Here is a 19730-nt window from a genome sequence, read left to right on the forward strand (position 1 = left end):
GCGCGTCTTTCAAGAGCTGCGACACCTGGCCGCGCTGCGACCATCGTCGACACTGACGGCGCCTGAACATCATGCGAGACTAGCCCGCAGCAGCCGGATTGCTGCGACCTTATACCTCCAGGAGTCACCATGTCGTTGTCCAGCGGGCTGATCGCCGCCGTTGCCCTGGCCTATATGGCCGTCATGTTTGCCATTGCCTTTTATGGTGACCGGCGCAGCACCCCGCTGCCGCCGCGGGTTCGCGCATGGGTCTATAGCTTGTCGCTGGCGGTGTACTGCACCAGCTGGACGTTCTTTGGCGCCGTCGGCCAGGCCGCCGAGCAACTGTGGTCTTTTTTACCCATCTACCTGGGCCCGGTGCTGTTGTTGGTGTTTGCACCCTGGGTGCTGCAAAAAATGGTGATGATCAGCAAACAGGAGAACATCACCTCCATTGCCGACTTCATCGCCGCGCGGTATGGCAAATCCCAGTCGCTGGCCATTGTCGTGGCCCTGATCTGCCTGGTGGGCGTATTGCCTTATATCGCCTTGCAACTCAAAGGCATCGTGCTCGGCGTGAACCTGTTGATCGGGGCTGGCGCCGACGCCACGGGCACCCGCGCACAAGACACGGCCCTGATCGTGTCGCTGGTACTGGCGCTATTTACCATCGTCTTCGGCACCCGCAACCTCGACTCCACCGAACACCACCGGGGCATGGTGCTGGCCATTGCGTTCGAGTCGCTGGTCAAGCTCTTCGCGTTTCTCGCCGTTGGCGCGTTCGTGACCTTCGGCCTGTATGACGGCTTCGACGATTTGTTCAATCAGGCCATGCTCGCACCGCGCCTGGAGCAATACTGGAAAGAGACCGTCAATTGGCCTTCGATGGTGGTGCAAACCGGCGTGGCCATGATGGCCATCATTTGTTTGCCTCGCCAATTCCACGTCACGGTGGTGGAAAACATCGAGCCGCAGGATTTGCGGCTGGCGAAATGGGTGTTCCCGGCCTATTTGATCCTCGCCGCCCTGTTCGTCGTCCCGATCGCGCTGGCCGGGCAAATGATGTTGCCCAGCTCCGTCTTGCCCGACTCTTTCGTCATCAGCCTGCCATTGGCCCAGGCCCACCCGGCACTGGCGTTGCTGGCCTTTATCGGCGGCGCATCGGCAGCCACCGGCATGGTGATCGTGGCCAGCGTCGCCCTGTCGACCATGGTTTCCAACGACATGCTGTTGCCGTGGCTGTTACGGCACAAAAACGCCGAGCGCCCCTTCGAAGTATTCCGCTACTGGATGCTGTCGGTGCGCCGGGTATCGATTGTGGTCATCCTGCTGCTGGCTTACGTCAGCTATCGCCTGCTGGGCTCGACGGCCAGTCTGGCCACCATCGGCCAGATTTCTTTCGCCGCCGTGACGCAACTGGCGCCCGCCATGATCGGCGCGCTGTATTGGAAACAAGCCAACCGTCGCGGCGTCTTCGCCGGTTTGGCGACCGGCACCTTTATCTGGTTTTACACGTTGGTGCTGCCCCTGATTGCTCACAGCCTCGGCTGGCAATTAAGCCACTTCCCCGGCTTGGCCTGGCTGCACGGCAACCCGCTGGGGCTGCCGATTACACCGCTGACACAAGGCGTTGTGCTGTCACTGGCCGGCAACTTCACCGTCTTTGCGTGGGTCTCGGTGTTGTCGCGCACCCGCGTCTCGGAACACTGGCAAGCCGGGCGCTTCATCGGCCAGGAAATCAGCCACCCGAATGGCCGCTCCATGCTGGCGGTACAGATCAATGACCTGTTGACGCTGGCCGCACGTTTTGTCGGCGAAGAACGCGCGCGTCAGAGCTTTATCCGTTTCGCTTACCGGCAGGGCAAAGGCTTCAACCCAAACCAGAATGCCGATGGCGAATGGATTGCCCATACCGAACGCCTGCTGGCAGGCGTACTGGGTGCTTCTTCGACGCGGGCTGTGGTGAAAGCGGCCATCGAAGGCCGGGAAATGCAGCTCGAAGACGTCGTGCGCATTGCCGACGAAGCGTCAGAAGTCTTGCAGTTCAACCGCGCCCTGCTGCAAGGCGCCATTGAGAACATCACCCAAGGCATCAGCGTGGTCGATCAGTCCTTGCGGCTGGTGGCCTGGAACCGCCGTTACCTTGAGCTGTTCGACTACCCCGAAGGCCTGATCAGCGTGGGCAGACCGATAGCAGACATCATCCGCCACAATGCCGAACGCGGCCTGTGCGGCCCCGGCGAAGCCGAAGTGCATGTGGCCCGTCGCCTGCACTGGATGCGGCAGGGTCGCGCCCACACCTCTGAACGGTTATTCCCCAATGGCCGGGTGATTGAGCTGATCGGCAACCCGATGCCGGGCGGCGGGTTCGTCATGAGTTTTACCGACATTACGGCCTTCCGCGAAGCAGAGCAGGCGCTGACAGAAGCCAATGAGGGCCTGGAACAACGAGTGGCCGAGCGGACCCGCGAACTGTCCGAGCTGAACAAGGCGCTGATCGAAGCCAAGGGCGTCGCGGAAGCCGCCAACCAATCGAAAACCCGCTTTCTGGCTGCCGTCAGCCATGACTTGATGCAACCCATGAACGCCGCGCGACTGTTCTCCTCCGCCCTTTCCCATCAGGAGGAAGGACTTAGCCCGGAAGCCCAGAAGCTGGTGCAGCATCTGGACAGCTCCTTACGTTCTGCCGAAGACTTGATCAGCGATTTGCTGGATATTTCCCGACTCGAAAACGGAAAATTCACTCCCGATATCAAGCCGTTTGCACTCAATGACCTGTTCGACACGCTGGGCAATGAGTTCAAGGCGCAGGCCCAGGAACAAGGACTGACCTTCCGTGTGCGTGGCAGTCGATTGCGGGTGAGCAGTGATATCAAACTGCTGCGCCGGATTTTGCAGAACTTCCTGACCAACGCCTTTCGCTATGCCAAAGGCCCGGTCCTGCTAGGCGTGCGGCGTCGTGGCAATGCGTTGTGCCTTGAAGTGTGGGACCGCGGCCCGGGCATTCCGGAAGACAAGTTGCAGGTCATTTTTGAAGAGTTCAAACGCCTGGACAGTCATCAGACCCGCGCCGAAAAAGGCCTCGGGCTGGGCCTGGCGATTGCTGACGGTTTGTGTCGCGTGCTGGGGCACACCTTGCAAGTCCGCTCATGGCCGGGCAAAGGCAGCGTATTCAGCGTCAGCGTGCCGTTGGCTCAGAGTCAGGTTGCCCCACAACCGGTCGTCGCAGAGCAAAATGGCCAACCCGTGACCGGCGCCCAAGTACTGTGCATCGACAACGAAGACAGCATTCTGATCGGCATGCAAAGTTTGTTGACCCGCTGGGGATGCCGCGTCTGGACAGCGCGCAATCGCGAAGAATGTGCGGCCCTGCTCAATGAAGGGGTACGCCCACAACTGGTGCTGGTGGATTACCACCTCGATAACGGCGAAGTCGGCACTGAGCTGATGCGCTGGTTACGGGCCGAGCTGGGCGAGCCGGTGCCGGGCGTGGTCATCAGTGCGGACGGTCGCCCGGAGATGATTGCGCAGGTGCATGCGGCGGGGCTGGAATATCTGGCCAAGCCGGTAAAGCCCGCCGTGCTGCGGGCACTGGTTAGTCGGCACGTCCCGCTTTAAACCTGCGGCAGAGCGATTCACTGCGCCGCACACACGTCACTCTGCGGGGTGCGCCACGCCGTTCACGTCGGTCATGGCGCGCTCCAGCAGATCCGGCGGCAAGCTTTTACTGGCGCGCGCGCCCAGCAGCTTGAGTTGCTCGCTGCGGCTCACCAGGTTGCCACGCCCCTCGGTCAACTTGTTGCGCGCCGCGGCATACGCTTTGTCCAACTGCTGCAAGCGATTGCCCACCTCATCCAGGTCTTGAATAAAGAGCACGAACTTGTCGTACAGCCACCCGGCGCGCTCAGCAATTTCCCGGGCGTTCTGACTTTGGCGCTCTTGCTTCCACAAACTGTCGATCACCCGCAACGTGGCCAACAAGGTCGTCGGGCTGACAATCACAATGTTGCGGTCGAACGCTTCCTGAAACAGATTGGGCTCGGCCTGCAATGCTGCGGAAAAAGCCGCTTCAATGGGCACGAACAACAAAACGAAGTCCAGGCTGTGCAAGCCTTCCAGCCGCTTATAGTCCTTGCCTGCCAAGCCTTTGACGTGATTACGCAACGACAGCACGTGCTGCTTGAGTGCCGCCTGCCCGATGACCTGATCATCCGCGGCTACAAACTGCTGATAAGCGGTCAGGCTGACCTTGGAATCGACCACTACCTGCTTGTCGCCAGGCAGCATGATGAGGACGTCCGGCTGAAAGCGTTCGCCATCCGGCCCTTTGAGGCTGACCTGGGTCTGGTATTCGCGGCCCTTCTCCAGCCCCGCATGCTCCAGCACCCGCTCCAGAATCAGCTCCCCCCAGTTGCCTTGGGTTTTCTGTCCCTTGAGGGCCCGCGTAAGGTTAGTGGCCTCGTCACTCAAACGCAGGTTGAGCTGCTGGAGGCGCTCCAGTTCTTTGCCAAGGGAGAAACGCTCGCGGGCTTCTTGCTGATAGGTTTCCTCGACGCGCTTTTCAAACGACTGAATGCGCTCTTTGAGCGGGTCCAGCAACTGCCCCAGCCGTTCATTGCTGGTCTGCGCAAACCGTTGCTCGCGTTCGTCGAATATTTTACCGGCCAACTCTGCAAACTGCGCCCGCAACTCATCGCGCGAACCCTGCAGGTCGTTGAGTCGTTGCTGATGGCTTTCCTGCTGTTCGCGCAATTCAGCGGCCTGAGCGGCGGACTGAGCGTCCAGCCTGCGCAATTCAGTTTCTTTCTGGGCGCGTTCCAGACTCCAGGCATGGGCGGCATCCCGGGCGTTGTCGCGTTCCACCTGCAACAACTCCACTTCACGGCTCAGGGCCGCCAGCTCTGCCTGCTTGGCCGCATTGGCCTGCCCCAGATCACTGATCTCGTCACGGCTGGCATCGAGTTGCGCATTAAGACCTTCCTGCGCCAATTGCGCCATATTCAGGCGCTCTTCGAGCAAGGCCAGCTCAGCGTGATGCGCGCTGGCCCGGCGCTGCAGTTGCCAGATAAAAGCCAGCAGCGGCACGCCCGCCACCGCCAGGCCCAGCAGAATGCTGTTCAAGTCCAGGGCCATAACCCCTCCGCACACGGTAAAAGAGCAAGGTTAACCAAGCTGCGGAGTCGAAGACAGCTCAGTCTTCGATCTTGTTGAGTTCCTGCTGGGCTGACTCATCGCCCGCACGCGCAGCATTGCGCAATAAGGCCTGACCAATGCGCTGGTCGCGCTTGCTGCCGCAATCGCGGCACATCAGTTGACCCAGACGACTTTGCGCCAGCACCACGCCCTGGCGGGCAGGTTGCTTGAGCAGATGGCCCGCAACATGTTTGATGCTCGGATTGGTCCCCAGCCGCGGGTTGTCCAACAGCCAGATCGCTACGCGCAAAGAAAACCGTTTTTTGGGTGCTTCGGCAGGTGATCCGGAGGGCGTAACAGAGGAAGAGTTTGTACGAAACTTCATAGAACACTGTGGGGCAGAACAGAAGGCGCGCCACTCTACTCCTTTTTTCGTTTGGGTAAAGTCGAAAAAGGTCTACAACCCCGATCTAGAGCAACGGCGCGGGACAATCCACAGATCCTGTGGATAAGTCAGTGGACAACCCCCTTTTGCCCCCGCCAAACCCCCACAGGACGGGGGCCGAGGTCAAACTGACGATTTTTTCACCAATTCAAAAAAACGATGTTTTTCATTGACTTAAATTTGCGAAACAGGCTAAGCGGCTGTGTCGCTTGCGCCCTGCCATGCGTTTATATGACGCACTGCAAATGTGCACAAGTTCATACTCATCAGCAGGAATCGGCCCAAAACGTAATGATATCTGTAGGACTGTGCGCTCCCAAGAGGCGTGTAATCAGAGCCGTCGTTTACCCTCGCCCCCCTGCCCAATCGACTGGCGTTTTAGCAAAAACCGACTAACGGTTTGCTGCCATCCTTCGCCCCGTACAGAAAGTATTTTTGCTAGCACAGTTGCGTTTATTTTTTCAAGCCGTTAGTATCCGCAGCGTTAGTACCAAGCTGAAAGTCAATTGGGCCGAACAAATCCCCCAGCCACCTTCCCTAAAGAGAAGTCACGCTGATACACACGGGATCGACCCCCTCGATGGTTTCCAGGTAAATCTTGCGACGATACGGCCTTTGAACAAACACAAAGGGTATCGCCAAGCACTCTTACTCTGACCGAACCAACCTGCAAATTGATCAGGAACTTCACCCCGAGCACGGAACCTTAGCTCTTGTTGTGATTGCCTGCCCTCCTAAGTACCTACCTGCCAGCCCAAGCGCCACATACTTAAATGCGCTCCAACTGGCGGCTTTGTTCCAGTCAGGTTCTTCGTCACGCCAAAGATGGCTCGACGTCACTGGAACGTTTTAACGTTGCACGGATCATATCCGTGTCATTTGTAGGAACACCTAATAACTATGTCTACTCAAATCCATACTCAGGATGCCATTCGCACCCTAACCAACGCCTTCGCTCCTATGAACTGCCTGATTATGGCCGCTCGCAAAGGCTGCTTTAGCTTCACACTGGTCAACGAACACGGTATCGCACGTCACAGCGAACGCCTGTATCCCGATCAATACTCCAGCGCAGAACCCCTGCAAGCTGTGATTGACCGGACACGTCAGGCCTTGATCGCCTGACAACGCGGCCAGCGTCTATACAACAAGCCCTGCTCCAATAGCAGGGCTTTTTGTTGTCCTGAATTTAAGAAATATGCCGCATTGTTTAATTACTTGCGGGTATATAGCCACAACCTAGATGCTGCAAATGTTTTAAAAACAATCCTTTACAGCATAGATATGACACTACACTTCAACTCAAGCGGTTCATTCCGCTTCCGGCGAACCCTACCGACTCACAGCTGCCAAGCGCCTGGGTGTAGCCGGCCAATTTCAGGCTTCGAGGTTGCCATGGGTATCGCTGCCAGGGAGTTGAGCCTTTACGTGATCCGCCCGACGCTTCTGTATTTAGGCATGAACAATCCTAATGCAGAGGCGTTGTTGCTGGGCATTGCTGCAAGTCAGTCCAATCTGGGCTCTGCGCTGCATGATCGGCGCGGCCATGGTCTTTACTGCATCCGCGAACCCCGACACGCCGCACTGTGGGATGGCTACCTCGCCCATGACCCGGATCTGGCAAGCCTGGTCAGGGGGCTTGCCAGCCAGCACGCTTTTTTATGCAGCCCGCATCTGGAGCTAACTGTAAATTTGCGTTACGCCACCGCAATCGCATGGATGTTGATTGAAGAGCAAAAAGCCATCATCCCGGAACCCAATGATTTGCTGGGCATGGCTAAAATTTGGCGCCAAGTCTTTGAGCCACAAGGACGTTTACGTGACTTCACCCATGCTTGGGGCATCTGCGTTACACCTCTCAACCAGGTGGCCTGAGATTTTCAACCACCTCAACAACTAGAAAAAGATCCAAAACCGGTAGGATTGTCCTACAAAACATCGCTATCTCCTGCGATTTGGCCTATAGCGCTTAAACAAAAATGTTGGTAGCTTTCCACCCGGTGATCACAAGGAGTTCTAATAATGAAAAAAGTAATGCTCAAGACCACACTTAGCCTCGCCGTCACTTTGGCTTCCAGCCAGATTTTCGCCAGCGGCTTCGCCCTCAACGAACAAAGCGTTAGCGGTATGGGGACCGGTTTCGCAGGTCGTTCATCTTCTGCCGACGATGCCAGTACCGTCTTTGGTAACCCTGCCGGTATGTCCCGCCTTCAAGGTCAGCAAGTGACCGGCGGTTTCGCAGTCATTGATGCTTCGACTGATATCAAAGATGCCCGTGGCAGCATTGCCGGAACCAACAAAGGCGACATGGTTCCCTTCACTGGCGTGCCGATGGGTTTCTACACCAATAAGCTCAACGATCAGTGGTCGGTTGGCTTTGGTTTGTATGCACCGTTCGGTCTGGTGACCGATTACGAAGGTAGCTTCCAGGGCCGTGGCTTTGGCAGCAAAAGTGAAGTGAAGGTTGTCACCCTGCAACCGACCATCAGCTATGCCTTCAACGACCGTGTGTCGATCGGTTTTGGTCCGACCATCAACCGCATTGCCGGTACGCTTGAGTCCGAAATCCGTTTGACCCCGATCCCGCAAGCTCGTGCTGGCGACAACAACGTCAAGATCAAGGGTGATGACACGGCACTGGGCTTTAACGCCGGTATCCTGGTCCAGGCCACTGACACGACTCGCGTAGGTCTGACCTACCACTCCAAGGTTAAATACAAACTCGACGGCCACACCAATGTCACGGCCAGTTCCGATCCTTTCACCGCAGCGCGTCTGAAAAGCAACCGCTACGACGCCTCGCTGAAAATTGACACCCCGGAATCCTGGGACCTGTCGGTGACTCAAGAGCTCTCGGATGCCTGGAGAGTGTATGCCGGTACCACGTGGACCCGCTGGAGCCGCCTGAAAGACATCACCGTTGAAAACAAAGGTGTAACTGCCGCCGCAGGTGGTGCTGCCGCACCTCAGCTGTTCGGCACCATCACCGAAGAGCAGAACTGGCACGACACCTGGGCTTACGCCATCGGTACGTCGTATCAGCTCAACAAGCAATGGGTAGTGCGTACCGGTCTGACCTGGGACCAGTCGCCAACCAACAACACCAACCGTTCGCCACGTATTCCTACCGGTGACCGGACAATCTTCAGCCTGGGTGCCGGTTATGCCGTCACTGACGACCTGACCATTGACGTGGCCTACTCCTACCTGAAGGAAGAGTCCGTCAAGGTTCACGACGCCAAGCCACAGATTGGCAGCTTCTACGAAGCCAAGTATGAAAACAGCGCGAACGGCTTCGCAGTGGGTGCAACCTACAAGTTCTAATTCGCGACGAACCTCAGGGTTCATCTGCTGAATAAAAAAATCCCCGCCTCGGTGACGAGCGCGGGGATTTTTATTGACCGTCAATCAGGGTTTTGAAGCGATCGCCTTTTCGATCGCCTCGATCAGCTCCGGGCTGTCAGGTTTGGTCAGGCTGGAAAAGTTGGCAATCACATTGCCCTGACGGTCCACCACGTACTTATAAAAATTCCACTTCGGCGCACTGCTTTGCTCAGCCAGCACTTTGAACAGATGAACTGCGTCGGCCCCGCGAACCTTTTGCGGGTTGGTCATGGTGAACGTCACGCCGTAGTTCACGTAACACACCTTGGCGGTCTCTTCGCCATCTTTGGCCTCTTGTTTGAAGTCATCCGATGGCACGCCGATCAGCTCAAGCCCCTGATCCTTGTAACGTTGATTCAACGCTTCAAGCCCTTTGAATTGAGGCGCGAACCCGCAAAAACTCGCGGTATTGACAATCACCAGCGGTTTTCCGGCAAAACGCTGACACAAGTCGATGGACTCTTTTGAGCGCAACTTGGGCAGCGAACCTTCGAGCAGCGGCGGGCATTGGGCCGCCCAAACAGGTCCAGCACACGCCAACAACAGTACGGGCATCGCCATCCAGCGCTTGAGCATCATCGGTGTCCTTTTAAAAAATGCAGACCCTGAACTTACGCGCCAAGGCCATCAACTAGCAAGTCGCCATACCCAGTTGCAGCAAGGCCAGCCCACTCTGATGCCAACCCCACCACGCCAGCGCAATAAGGGCCAGCCCGGCCCCCACGCCGCCCAACCAGATCAAGGTCGAATTCACAACGCACCCTCCTGCAACTGCAAACGCGCAACAGGCCGCTCGCGTACCGGCACGTTAAGGGCAGCCGCTAACAGGCTCAAGCCAATCGAAACGTGCCAAATCAGGTCATAGCTACCGGTTTTATCGTAGACCACGCCACCGAGCCATCCACCCAGAAAGGCCCCCAATTGGTGGAACAGAAAGACGATACCGCCCAGCATCGACAGGTTACGCACACCAAACAGCGTCGCCACCGTTCCGTTGGTCAGAGGCACTGTCGAGAGCCACAAGAAACCCATGGCCATGCCGAACACGTAGGCGCTGAACGTCGTGACCGGCGCCCACAAGAACAGCGCAATGACCACCGCCCGCGCCAGATAGAGGCCGGTCAACAGGCGCGGTTTGGACATCCGCCCGCCCAGCCATCCCGCCGTGTAGGTGCCAAAGATGTTGAACAACCCGATCAGCGCCAGCACCGAGGTACCGACCGTCGCTGGCAGATGCTGATCCACCAGGTAGGCCGGTAAATGAATGCCGATAAAGACCACCTGAAAACCGCAGACGAAAAAACCAAAGGCCAATAGCCAGAACCCGGAGTGGCTGCACGCCTCTTGCAACGCTTGCTTGAGAGTCTGTTCGCCGCCCAGCGCTGGCATGGGCCGATCCTTGAGCATGCTCACCAGCGGGACGATTAGCGCGACCAACAGGCCCAACACCAACAAGGCGCTTGACCAACCGAGCCAACCGATCAGCCCCAGCGTGCCCGGCAGCATGGCGAACTGCCCGAAGGAACCTGCTGCGCTGGCGATCCCCATGCCCAGGCTGCGCTTTTCGGGTGGCAAGGCACGCCCTACAACACCGAGAATCACTGAAAACGAAGTGCCCGACAGGCCAACCCCGATCAGCAGCCCTGCGCTCAACGACAGCGACAGCGGCGAATCGGACATCCCCATCATGACCAGGCCCACCGCGTACAACACGCCGCCGACGATTACCACCCGGGCCGCGCCAAAGCGGTCTGCCAGCGCCCCGGTGAAGGGCTGCGCCAACCCCCACATCAAGTTTTGCAGGGCGATAGCAAAGGCAAACACTTCGCGCCCCCAGCCGAACTGCGCACTCATGGGCGGCAGAAACAGCCCGAAGCCATGCCTCACACCCAAGGACAGCGCCAATATCAACGCACTGCCCAACAAGACCCAACCGCTGTTACGCCACACCGTTGTCATTATTATTCTCCGGGAGCGGGTAAAAACCCTTTTGTAGACACGCGGCCGCCGCTCAGTCAGGGCCTGCCAGTTCATTCAACAGTTCTAAAAGTTGGGCACGTCGTGCCTCACCCAACCGGTCCATCAAGCGTTGCTGGGCCGCCTCCCAGGCGGGCAAGGCTGCCGCAAGACGCTCGTTGCCCGCCTCGGTCAGGCACACCAGACGGTTACGCTGATCAGCGCCTTCCGAAAGCTTCACCAGCCCCATGCCCTCAAGCACCCGCAAATTGCGGCCCAACGTGCTGCGGTCCAGCCCCATCGCTTCAGCTAGGCTGGAGATGCTCGGCCGATCGAGACGCTTGAGGTTGCTGAGCAGCGAATACTGGGCAACGTTGATGCCGAAGCCATCCAGGGCGCCGTCGTAATGCCTGCTGACGCCACGGGCGGCGCGCCGCAGGTTTGTGCATAAACACTGGGTCGGTAACATTTTGTATGTATATACCCGCAATAAAAGAGTGACAAGAATAAAACCGTAGCGGCTGTCAGCGCCTGAGCTGCCTTGAAGCGCACAGTGGCTGACCCCATTGCTCGTGCCCGCTCAACACGGGGGCTAGCCGATCAGGGCCAGCCCCACCAACACCCCCACCTCAAGCAACTCCAGCAGCGCGCCAGCGGTATCGCCGGTGGTGCCGCCCAATCGACGCATCATGATTCGGCGCAACCAGGCAAACCCGATGACAGCCAACACCAGCGACCAAACGCCACTCATGCCCGCCACCAGCACACATCCCAGCGCGCTGAAGCCCAACACCCACCAGCCTGCGGTGCGCGGCAAATGATCGGCCAGCGCCTGCCCCAGACCTCCCTCACGCACATAAGGTGTGGTCAAAAAAACAACCAACAACGCACTGCGCCCGATCAGTGGCACGATCAACAACGCCGCGAACTGTTGCTGATCGATCACCGCCAACAAGGCACAGAACTTGAGCAGCAGCACCAGTACTAACACCACCACGGCAATCGGCCCACTGCGCGGGTCTTTCATGATGGTCAGCGTGCGCTCGCGATCACCAAACCCGCCCAGCCACGCATCAGCGCTGTCCGCCAGGCCGTCCAGGTGCAACCCGCCACTGAACAGCACCCACACCGTTAGCAGCAAAGCGGCATGCAGCATAAGCGGCGCACCCGACAACACCACGTTGGCGCCGTACAAAACTACGCCCAACACCAGGCCCACCAGCGGGTAATACAGCAGCGAACGGCCCGTTTCCCGAGGCGAAGGCATGCCGGGTAACCGCACCGGCAAACTGCTCAGAAATTGCAGGGCAATCCAGAACGGTCCCTTCACGCACTCACCTCCCGCAACTCACCCTCAGCGCTGACCTGCACGTGCAACAAGGCGCCGTGGGGCACCGCGACGCTCAGCAGCTGTTCACGGGGCAAGCCGCGCGCCTGTGCCAATAACCGTTTGATCACACCGCCGTGGCAAACCACCAGCACTTTTTGCCCCGCGTAACGCTGTTGCAGGCGCAAAACCGCCGCTAACACGCGTTCGGCAAAGTCCAGTACCGGCTCCCCTTCGGGCGGCGTAAAGGCATAGGGGTCAGACCAGAACAAGCCCAAAGCCTCGGCATCGGTTTGCATCAAGGCCGCCGCGCTTTGCCCTTCCCACACGCCGAAGTGCAGTTCTTGCAAATCCGCGTCGAGGGTCAATGGCACCTCCAGCGTCGCAGCCAGCGCTTGCGCAAACAGGCGGCAGCGCTGCAAGGGCGAACTGACAATCCGGTCCCACGGCCCCTGCCCCTGAACCGCCTCGTGCATCTGCGCCCAGCCCAGTTCAGTCAGTGCATCGTCCAGACTGCCGCGCAAGCCGCCGCCCAGTTCGGTTTCGCCGTGGCGCAGCAGGTCCAGGCGTACAGTCATGCCGGACGATCCGCCACGGCCGCTTCGGCAAACGTTGCCATGTGTCCGTGCAGGTCGCAGGCCAGGCGCAGCAACGGCACGGCCAGCGCCGCCCCGCTGCCTTCGCCCAGTCGCAGGCCGAGGTCAAGCAAAGGCGCGGCCTCGAGGCTTTCGAGCACATGGCGGTGCCCGTGTTCGGCACCCCGATGGCTGAACACCAGCCATGGACGGCACTCGGGGTTCAACCGCACCGCGACCATCGCCGCGACCGTGCAGATAAAGCCATCCACCAACGCCACCACGCCCTCTTGAGCACAGGCCACATACGCACCCGCCAGCGCGGCAATCTCAAAACCACCCAGTCGGAATAACGTTTGCAACGGGTCGTCCAGCAGGCCTGCATGGAAGTCCAGCGCTTGCTCAATCACCCGCGCTTTATGGCTGACGCCCGCTGCGTCCAGCCCGGTGCCGGGGCCGGTCAGCAAGGCCGCAGGGCATTCAAGCAACGCGCTGGCCACGGCACTGGCCGACGCCGTGTTACCGATGCCCATTTCACCACCAATGAACAGCTCGCTGCCCTGTTCGCGGGCGCGCAAAACACTGTCGCGCCCTGCCTGCAACGCCTTCAAACCTTGGGCATCCGTCATGGCCGGGCCTGTGGCGAAGTTCGCCGTGCCGGCGCCCAGTTGCAGGTGACGAACACCCGCCAGATTGAGCATCGGCGTGACCGTGCCCAGGTCCACCACATCCAGTTGCGCGCCCAGTTGCCGGGCAAGCACGCTGATGGCTGCGCCGCCACTGACAAAGTTGTGCAACATTTGACCGGTAACGGCTTGCGGATAAGCCGAAACACCTTCGGCGACCACGCCATGATCGCCGGCGAAGAGGGCAATCCATAACTGATCGACACGCGGCTTGACCCGCCCTTGTAACCCGGCCAGTTGAATCGCCAGTGTTTCGAGCTGCCCCAGCGAACCTGCGGGCTTGGTCAGTTGCTGTTGACGCTCGGCCGCAGCCTTTTGCGCGTCACGGTCCGGGGATTTACACGGACGCAGCCACCACGGCGTATTCATAAGGCAGTTCCTTTCAACGTCAGGGGCAGGCCTGCCACGGTCAACACAACACGCTGACAGCGCTCGGCCAAGGCTTGATGCAGCCAACCGGCTTCATCGACATAGCGGCGAGTCAATTCGCCCAGCGGCACGACACCCATCCCGGTTTCGTTGCTGACAAACAGAATTTCACCCGGCAACCCTGCCAGGCACGCCAACAGGGCGTCGCGTTCAGCCGTCAGGCGTTGCGCGTCGTCCAGCATCAACAGGTTGGTCATCCACAGCGTCAGGCAGTCCACCAGCAGGCAGGTATCGGCACGGGCGTTTTCGCGCAGCACGCGGGCCAGCGCCAGCGGCTCTTCAATCAGCCCCCATTGCGCAGGTCGACGCTCGCGATGATGCCGTACCCGCTCGCTCATCTCGCCGTCCTGCGGCTGGCTGGTTGCAATGTACGTCACTGCGTAACCGGACTCGGCTGCCAGCTTTTCGGCCAGACGGCTTTTACCCGAGCGGGCACCGCCCAAAATCAGTTGCAGCATGTTCATGCACCTCTCAAGACAAAACAGCCCGCGGCATCGATTACACCGTTATTGCAGCCCACACAGTTGCCGCAGACGGGCCGTGTCCAAATGGTTTTCCACCAGATCGGCCAAGCGCTCAATGTCCCGCTCGCGCAGCGCGTGATAGTCCACTGCCTGAACGCTAGGCAGCCCGGCCCAGCGCAACAGGGCGCTGCAGGCTGCCGGCGACTCGAACAGACCATGCAAGTAAGTCCCGATAATCTGCCCGTCGGCGCTGCAAGCGCCATCGCAACGGCCGTCTTCAAGCTGCACGGCAGGCAGCTCAAGGGCGCTGCCGCGGGTTACACCGGCGTGAATTTCATAACCGCTGACCTCGGCGTTTTCCAGCGCCAGGCGCCCGCGCACATTACGCAGTTGTTTTTCAGCCTCAAGCTGCGTGGTGAATGCCAGCAGGCCCAGCCCGTCACTGGAGCCCGGCGCGCCTTCCAGCCCCAGCGGGTCGTGGACCTGCTCGCCCAGCATCTGCAAGCCGCCGCAAATCCCCAACACCCGGCCGCCGTAGCGCAAATGCCGCTCAATGGCCGTGTCCCAGCCATTGGCGCGCAGGTAGGCCAAGTCGCTACGAACGCTTTTGGAACCCGGCAGGATGATCAGGTCGGCGGGGGGAATCGGCTGACCCGGCCCTACAAATTGCACATTCACCTGAGGGTGCAGGCGCAGCGGATCGAAATCGGTGTGGTTGCTGATGCGCGGCAGCACCGGCACCACGACGTTGAGCACCCGGTCGGCCTTGTTGATCTGGCGCTGGTCGATGCCGTCCTCGGCTTCCAGGTGCAGGTCCATGACATACGGGAGCACGCCGATTACCGGTTTGCCGGTCCGCTGCTCCAGCCAGTCGAGCCCCGGTTTCAGCAGGGCAATATCGCCACGAAAACGGTTGATGATAAAACCCTGAACCCGCGCCTGTTCGCTCTCGGACAGCAATTCCAGAGTGCCGACCAAGTGCGCGAAGACGCCACCGCGATTGATGTCGGCAATCAGAATTACCGGGCAGTCCACGGCCTCGGCAAAGCCCATGTTCGCAATGTCGCCGGCGCGCAGGTTGATCTCGGCCGGAGACCCGGCTCCTTCGACCATCACCACCGGGTAGGCCGCACTCAGGCGGTCATGGGAGGCCAGTACGGCCTGCATCGCGATGGCTTTGTAATCGTGATAGGCCACGGCGTTCATGCTGGTCACGGCGCGCCCGTGAATGATCACTTGCGAGCCGGTGTCGCTGTTGGGCTTGAGCAACACCGGGTTCATGTCGGTGTGCGGCGCCAACCCGGCAGCCTGCGCCTGCACAGCCTGCGCGCGACCGATTTCGCCGCCCTCGGCCGTCACCGCGCTGTTGAGCGCCATGTTCTGCGGCTTGAACGGCACCACGCGCACGCCCTGACGGGTCAACCAGCGGCACAACGCTGTCACCAATGTACTTTTGCCCGCATCGGACGTGGTGCCTTGCACCATCAACGTGCTCATGGGGTTTCCTTGGTGTAAGCCTGCAAAGCCTGTTCAAGCTTGAGCCAGTGCGCCTCATCGGCGGGAAGGCCGAAACGCACGCTGCTGTTATGGGTAAACAGGCGCAGGAGAATGCCGCGCCGGGCCATGAAGTCGTACAGGTACTCGGCGTGCGGGGTCATCAGCCACTGAAACAGCGCGCAGCCCCCCTGAGCGGGCAACCCGTACTGGCTGAGCATCGCCACCAGCCGTTGGCTGGCCTGTTCGCTGCGCTGGCGTTGCCGGGCGTGCGCCTCGGTGTCGAGCAGGCACGCCTGTCCCAACACCCGCGTCGGCCCGCTGACCGCCCACGGGCCGACTTGCTCAGCGAGCAACTTGAGCAGCTTGAGTTCCGCCAGTACAAAGCCCAGGCGCACCCCCGCCAGCCCGAAAAACTTGCCGAACGAGCGCAGGACGATCAGCCCGGTGCGCTGGCTTTGCGGCGCCAGGCTCATCGTCGGCGTGTTGTCCATGAATGCTTCGTCGACCACCAGCCAGCCCCCGCGCTGCACCAGACGCGCATGCCAGTCCAGCAAGCGTTCGGGCGACAGGCTCAGGCCCGTCGGGTTATTGGGATTGACCACCACCAGCACGTCCAGCTTATCGAGGTAGAAATCGACTTCCTGCTCCATGATTTCGCGCACGATGTGCCCGTTGCGGCGCCAGGCTTCGGCGTGCTCGGCATAGCACGGCGACAATACCCCGACCTTGCCACTGCGGCGCAGACGCGGCAGCAACTGGATGGCGCATTGCGACCCCGGCACAGGTAACACGTGTGGAGCGCCGTAGTAGCTGCACGCGGCCTGTTCAAGGCCGTCATCGGTCTCGGGCAATCGGGCCCAGGCGCGCTCGGGTATGTGCCCGATTGCAAAGGGCCAGGGCGCCAGACCGCTGGACAGGTCCAGCCAGTCAGCTTCGGCAATCCCGTAGCGCAGGGCGGCCTGACGCAAACGTCCACCGTGCTCAAGCATAGAATTCACTCCCGACACACAAAATCAGCAGCCACAGCCACACGCCACGCTGCACCAGTTGCCAGCCGCGACCGATGGAATCGGCGTCGGCAGGCAGGCCTTCCCCCAACTGTGGGCGCTCGTGCAACTCACCGTGGTAAATTGCCGGACCTCCCAACGCTACACCCAGTGCGCCTGCACCGGCAGCCATGACCGGGCCTGCGTTGGGGCTGTCCCAGTGTGGCGCCTGTTGTCGCCAGCAGCGCAACGCGGCTCGGGTTTTGCCCAACACTGCGTAGGTCAGGGCCACCAGACGCGCGGGAATATAGTTAAGTACATCGTCGATACGGGCAGCGGCCCAGCCGAAACGCTCGAACCGCTCATTGCGATAGCCCCACATCGCGTCGAGGGTATTGCTCAGACGATAGAGCACCACGCCGGGAGCCCCCGCCACGGCAAACCAGAAAATCGCCGCGAACACAGCATCGCTGCCGTTTTCCAGCACCGACTCAGTGGCGGCTCGCGCCACGTCGGTCGCGTCCAGTTCGCTGGTCTGTCGACTGACCAGATAACCGACACGGGTGCGGGCTTCATCCAGGTCCTGACGGCGCAATGCATCAGCCACCGGTTGCACGTGTTCGCCCAAGCTGCGCATGCCCAGCGCGCAGTACAAGGCCAGAATGTCCACCAGCCAACCGATGTAAGGCAGCCATGACAACGCTGTGGCCAGAATCGTCAACGGAATGACCGCCAGCACCCAGGCCGTGACCCCGTGACTGCGCCAGCCGCGTCCACCGGAATTGAAACGCTGTTCGATACGGTCCGCCATACGGCCAAACGCGACCAGCGGATGCCAGCGCCTGGGCTCGCCCAACAGTGCGTCCAGCGCCACCCCGGCGACGCACAGCAACGCCACACTCATGGGCTCACTCCCCAATAGTTCTCGTACACCAATTCATTGAGCGGACGCGCCTGCGCCCACCCTTCCAGCACCAGCATAGGCGCCGGGTAAAACGCTTCGACCGGCCCCAGGCACAGCACCGCCAGCGGCTTGGCCCCGACGGGCAAGCCCAGCAGGTCCGCCAGCGCTTGCGGCTCGAACAACGACACCCAGCCCATGCCCAGGCCTTCAACCCGGGCGGCCAGCCACAGGTTCTGAATGGCGCAAGACAATGACGCCATGTCCATTTCCGGCAGCGTGCGCCGACCGAAAATATGCTTCTCGCGATCGTCCATCAACGCGGCCACCAGCACTTCGGCGCAGTCGTGGATGCCTTCGACCTTAAGGGTCATGAATTCATCGGAACGCTCGCCCAGCGCCTCGGCGGTGCGCACCCGCTCCTCCTCCACCAGCGCTTGAATCTTGTCGCGCAGCTCACGGCAGGTGATGCGGATAAACCGCCACGGTTGCATCAAGCCCACGCTAGGGGCCTGATGCGCCGCTTCGAGCAGGCGCGCCAACAGTTCGGGCGCAACGGCGCCGCCGCTGAAATGGCGCATATCGCGGCGCTCGGCGATGGCGCGGTACACCGCTGCGCGCTCTTGGGGACTGAATGCGTTGTCGCTCATGGCACCTTCACAGCACACGGCGCGAACAGCGCAGCCACGGCCTTGGGATTGGACGGAAAGTAAAAGTGCACATAGGACGCTGTCAGGCGGCCTTCGCGATACACCGCTTCGGCACCGCGTCCACCATTGGGGCTCAGGCCCCGGGCAATGGGTTGCAGCTCGGTACGGGTCAGCGAATGGTGATAGGTATGACCGCGCAGTTGGCCTTCAGGCAAGTCCACGGCTTGCAACGCCAAGGCCGCCAGACGCTTTTGCATGGTTGCCTCACCCGCCAGCACCCCCACCAGCTCGGCGCGCTGGCCGTCGACATCGGTCAAGGCATCGAGCAGGTACAACATCCCGCCACACTCCGCCAGCAACGGCTTGCCTGCGGCATGATGAGCGCGGATCGCATCAAGCATCGCGTGGTTACGCGACAGCTCAAGGTGATGCAGTTCGGGGTAGCCACCCGGTAAATACAGGCTGTGCGCAGCGGGAAGCTGCGTGTCACGGATCGGTGAAAAGAACGCCAGCTCCGCGCCCATGTCCCGCAGCAAGGCCAGGCTCGCGCCGTAGGTAAAGGCGAACGCTTCATCCCGGGCCACAGCAATCCGTACACCCGCCAGCAACGGCTCGACCGTCACCGGCGTCGGCGCGGCGAATTCAACAGCGGGTGGCAGCGCTACCTCGCAGGTGCTGGCCAGCGCGTCGGCTGCGGCATCCAGGCGGGCGTCCAGGTCATTCAACTCGCTGGCTTGCACCAGCCCCAAGTGACGGCTCGGCAACTCGATGCCGGTTTCCCGGGACAACGCGCCATACCAGCGCAAGCCTTCGGTCAGGCTGCCTTCCAGCAATTGCGCGTGACGCACCGTGCCCACCCGGTTGGCCAGCACCCCGGCAAAGGGCAGATCCGGCTGGTACCGCGCAAGCCCCAAGGCCAGGGCACCAAAAGTCTGGGCCATGGCCGTGCCATCGATGACACCCAGCACCGGCACCCCGAAATGACGGGCCAGATCTGCGCTGGACGGCGTGCCATCAAACAGCCCCATAACCCCTTCAATCAGGATCAGGTCAGCTTCGCCAGCGGCCTCCCACAGCAGGCGCCTGCTTTCCTCTGCGCCCACCATCCACAAATCGACCTGATACACCGGCGCACCGCTGGCGCGCTCCAGAATCATCGGGTCTAGGAAATCCGGGCCACATTTAAACACCCGCACCTTGCGCCCCTGATTGCGATGCAAACGGGCCAACGCGGCGGTAACGGTGGTCTTGCCCTGACCGGAAGCCGGCGCGGCGATCAACACCGCCGGGCAATGACGCGACTCTCTCATGCTTGAAC

General features: G+C 60.6%; 19 protein-coding genes. 4 read left to right on the plus strand and 15 right to left on the minus strand.

All coding sequences use genetic code 11. The features are described 5' to 3' along the window. Positions 1–129 precede the first annotated feature (129 nt). Entirely contained in the window at positions 130–3597 is a 3468-nt protein-coding gene (locus tag BKD70_RS01130; protein WP_047276343.1) for a PAS domain-containing hybrid sensor histidine kinase/response regulator, read from the plus strand. Positions 3598–3633: 36 nt separating this feature from the next. Here the strand turns inward: BKD70_RS01130 and rmuC are convergent, their stop codons facing one another. Next, the gene (gene rmuC / locus BKD70_RS01135; protein WP_162841642.1) at positions 3634–4998 is read right to left on the minus strand and encodes a DNA recombination protein RmuC; all 1365 of its coding nucleotides are present in this window, start codon (positions 4996–4998) and stop codon (positions 3634–3636) included. A gap of 172 nt (positions 4999–5170) precedes the next feature. Beyond that, entirely contained in the window at positions 5171–5497 is a 327-nt protein-coding gene (locus BKD70_RS01140; protein WP_047276347.1) for a hypothetical protein, read from the minus strand. Positions 5498–6457: 960 nt separating this feature from the next. Here BKD70_RS01140 and BKD70_RS01145 point away from each other — a divergent pair. From BKD70_RS01145 to BKD70_RS01155, 3 genes are all read left to right on the plus strand, one after another. Next, the gene (locus BKD70_RS01145) at positions 6458–6682 is read left to right on the plus strand and encodes a hypothetical protein (protein ID WP_034156218.1); all 225 of its coding nucleotides are present in this window, start codon (positions 6458–6460) and stop codon (positions 6680–6682) included. A 270-nt stretch (positions 6683–6952) separates the two neighbouring features. Beyond that, positions 6953–7432, plus strand: coding sequence for a hypothetical protein (locus BKD70_RS01150; RefSeq protein WP_047276351.1), 480 nt, complete (start codon positions 6953–6955; stop codon positions 7430–7432). Between the two features lie 147 nt (positions 7433–7579). Then, a complete protein-coding gene (locus BKD70_RS01155; RefSeq protein WP_047276352.1) occupies positions 7580–8881 on the plus strand; it encodes an OmpP1/FadL family transporter in 1302 nt (433 codons plus the stop codon). Positions 8882–8965: 84 nt separating this feature from the next. Here BKD70_RS01155 and BKD70_RS01160 read toward each other — a convergent pair whose 3' ends face one another. From BKD70_RS01160 to BKD70_RS01215, 13 genes are all read right to left on the minus strand, one after another. Further along, positions 8966–9517, minus strand: a complete 552-nt coding sequence (locus BKD70_RS01160) for a glutathione peroxidase (protein WP_047276354.1) — start codon at positions 9515–9517, stop codon at positions 8966–8968. 55 nt (positions 9518–9572) lie between these two features. After that, positions 9573–9695: a hypothetical protein gene (locus BKD70_RS25275; protein WP_255164190.1), complete on the minus strand. Its 123-nt coding sequence runs from the start codon at positions 9693–9695 to the stop codon at positions 9573–9575. After that, a complete protein-coding gene (locus BKD70_RS01165) occupies positions 9692–10900 on the minus strand; it encodes an MFS transporter (RefSeq protein WP_047276356.1) in 1209 nt (402 codons plus the stop codon). Before BKD70_RS01165 ends, BKD70_RS25275 begins: the two co-directional genes overlap by 4 nt. Before the next feature lie 52 nt (positions 10901–10952). Continuing rightward, positions 10953–11366 (minus strand): MarR family winged helix-turn-helix transcriptional regulator, encoded by a 414-nt coding sequence (locus BKD70_RS01170; RefSeq protein ID WP_047276358.1) that lies wholly within the window; start codon positions 11364–11366, stop codon positions 10953–10955. Positions 11367–11489: 123 nt separating this feature from the next. After that, the gene (locus tag BKD70_RS01175; RefSeq protein ID WP_080960358.1) at positions 11490–12227 is read right to left on the minus strand and encodes an adenosylcobinamide-GDP ribazoletransferase; all 738 of its coding nucleotides are present in this window, start codon (positions 12225–12227) and stop codon (positions 11490–11492) included. Continuing rightward, a complete protein-coding gene (cobC, locus tag BKD70_RS01180; RefSeq protein ID WP_047276360.1) occupies positions 12224–12802 on the minus strand; it encodes an alpha-ribazole phosphatase family protein in 579 nt (192 codons plus the stop codon). Before cobC ends, BKD70_RS01175 begins: the two co-directional genes overlap by 4 nt. Further along, a complete protein-coding gene (cobT, locus tag BKD70_RS01185; RefSeq protein WP_047276362.1) occupies positions 12799–13854 on the minus strand; it encodes a nicotinate-nucleotide--dimethylbenzimidazole phosphoribosyltransferase in 1056 nt (351 codons plus the stop codon). The genes cobC and cobT overlap by 4 nt, the downstream gene beginning before the upstream one ends. Next, positions 13851–14372 (minus strand): bifunctional adenosylcobinamide kinase/adenosylcobinamide-phosphate guanylyltransferase, encoded by a 522-nt coding sequence (cobU, locus tag BKD70_RS01190; RefSeq protein ID WP_047276457.1) that lies wholly within the window; start codon positions 14370–14372, stop codon positions 13851–13853. The genes cobT and cobU overlap by 4 nt, the downstream gene beginning before the upstream one ends. 48 nt (positions 14373–14420) lie before the next feature. Continuing rightward, a complete protein-coding gene (locus tag BKD70_RS01195; protein ID WP_047276363.1) occupies positions 14421–15875 on the minus strand; it encodes a cobyric acid synthase in 1455 nt (484 codons plus the stop codon). Further along, the gene (cobD, locus tag BKD70_RS01200) at positions 15872–16864 is read right to left on the minus strand and encodes a threonine-phosphate decarboxylase CobD (protein ID WP_047276365.1); all 993 of its coding nucleotides are present in this window, start codon (positions 16862–16864) and stop codon (positions 15872–15874) included. The genes BKD70_RS01195 and cobD overlap by 4 nt, the downstream gene beginning before the upstream one ends. Further along, positions 16857–17765 (minus strand): adenosylcobinamide-phosphate synthase CbiB, encoded by a 909-nt coding sequence (gene cbiB / locus BKD70_RS01205; RefSeq protein ID WP_047276367.1) that lies wholly within the window; start codon positions 17763–17765, stop codon positions 16857–16859. The genes cobD and cbiB overlap by 8 nt, the downstream gene beginning before the upstream one ends. Beyond that, positions 17762–18412, minus strand: a complete 651-nt coding sequence (gene bluB / locus BKD70_RS01210; RefSeq protein ID WP_047276370.1) for a 5,6-dimethylbenzimidazole synthase — start codon at positions 18410–18412, stop codon at positions 17762–17764. The genes cbiB and bluB overlap by 4 nt, the downstream gene beginning before the upstream one ends. Further along, the gene (locus BKD70_RS01215; protein WP_047276372.1) at positions 18409–19722 is read right to left on the minus strand and encodes a cobyrinate a,c-diamide synthase; all 1314 of its coding nucleotides are present in this window, start codon (positions 19720–19722) and stop codon (positions 18409–18411) included. Before BKD70_RS01215 ends, bluB begins: the two co-directional genes overlap by 4 nt. Positions 19723–19730 lie beyond the last annotated feature (8 nt).

It is taken from the genome of Pseudomonas sp. BS-2016, assembly GCF_001806145.1.
Classification (GTDB): domain Bacteria; phylum Pseudomonadota; class Gammaproteobacteria; order Pseudomonadales; family Pseudomonadaceae; genus Aquipseudomonas; species Aquipseudomonas lundensis.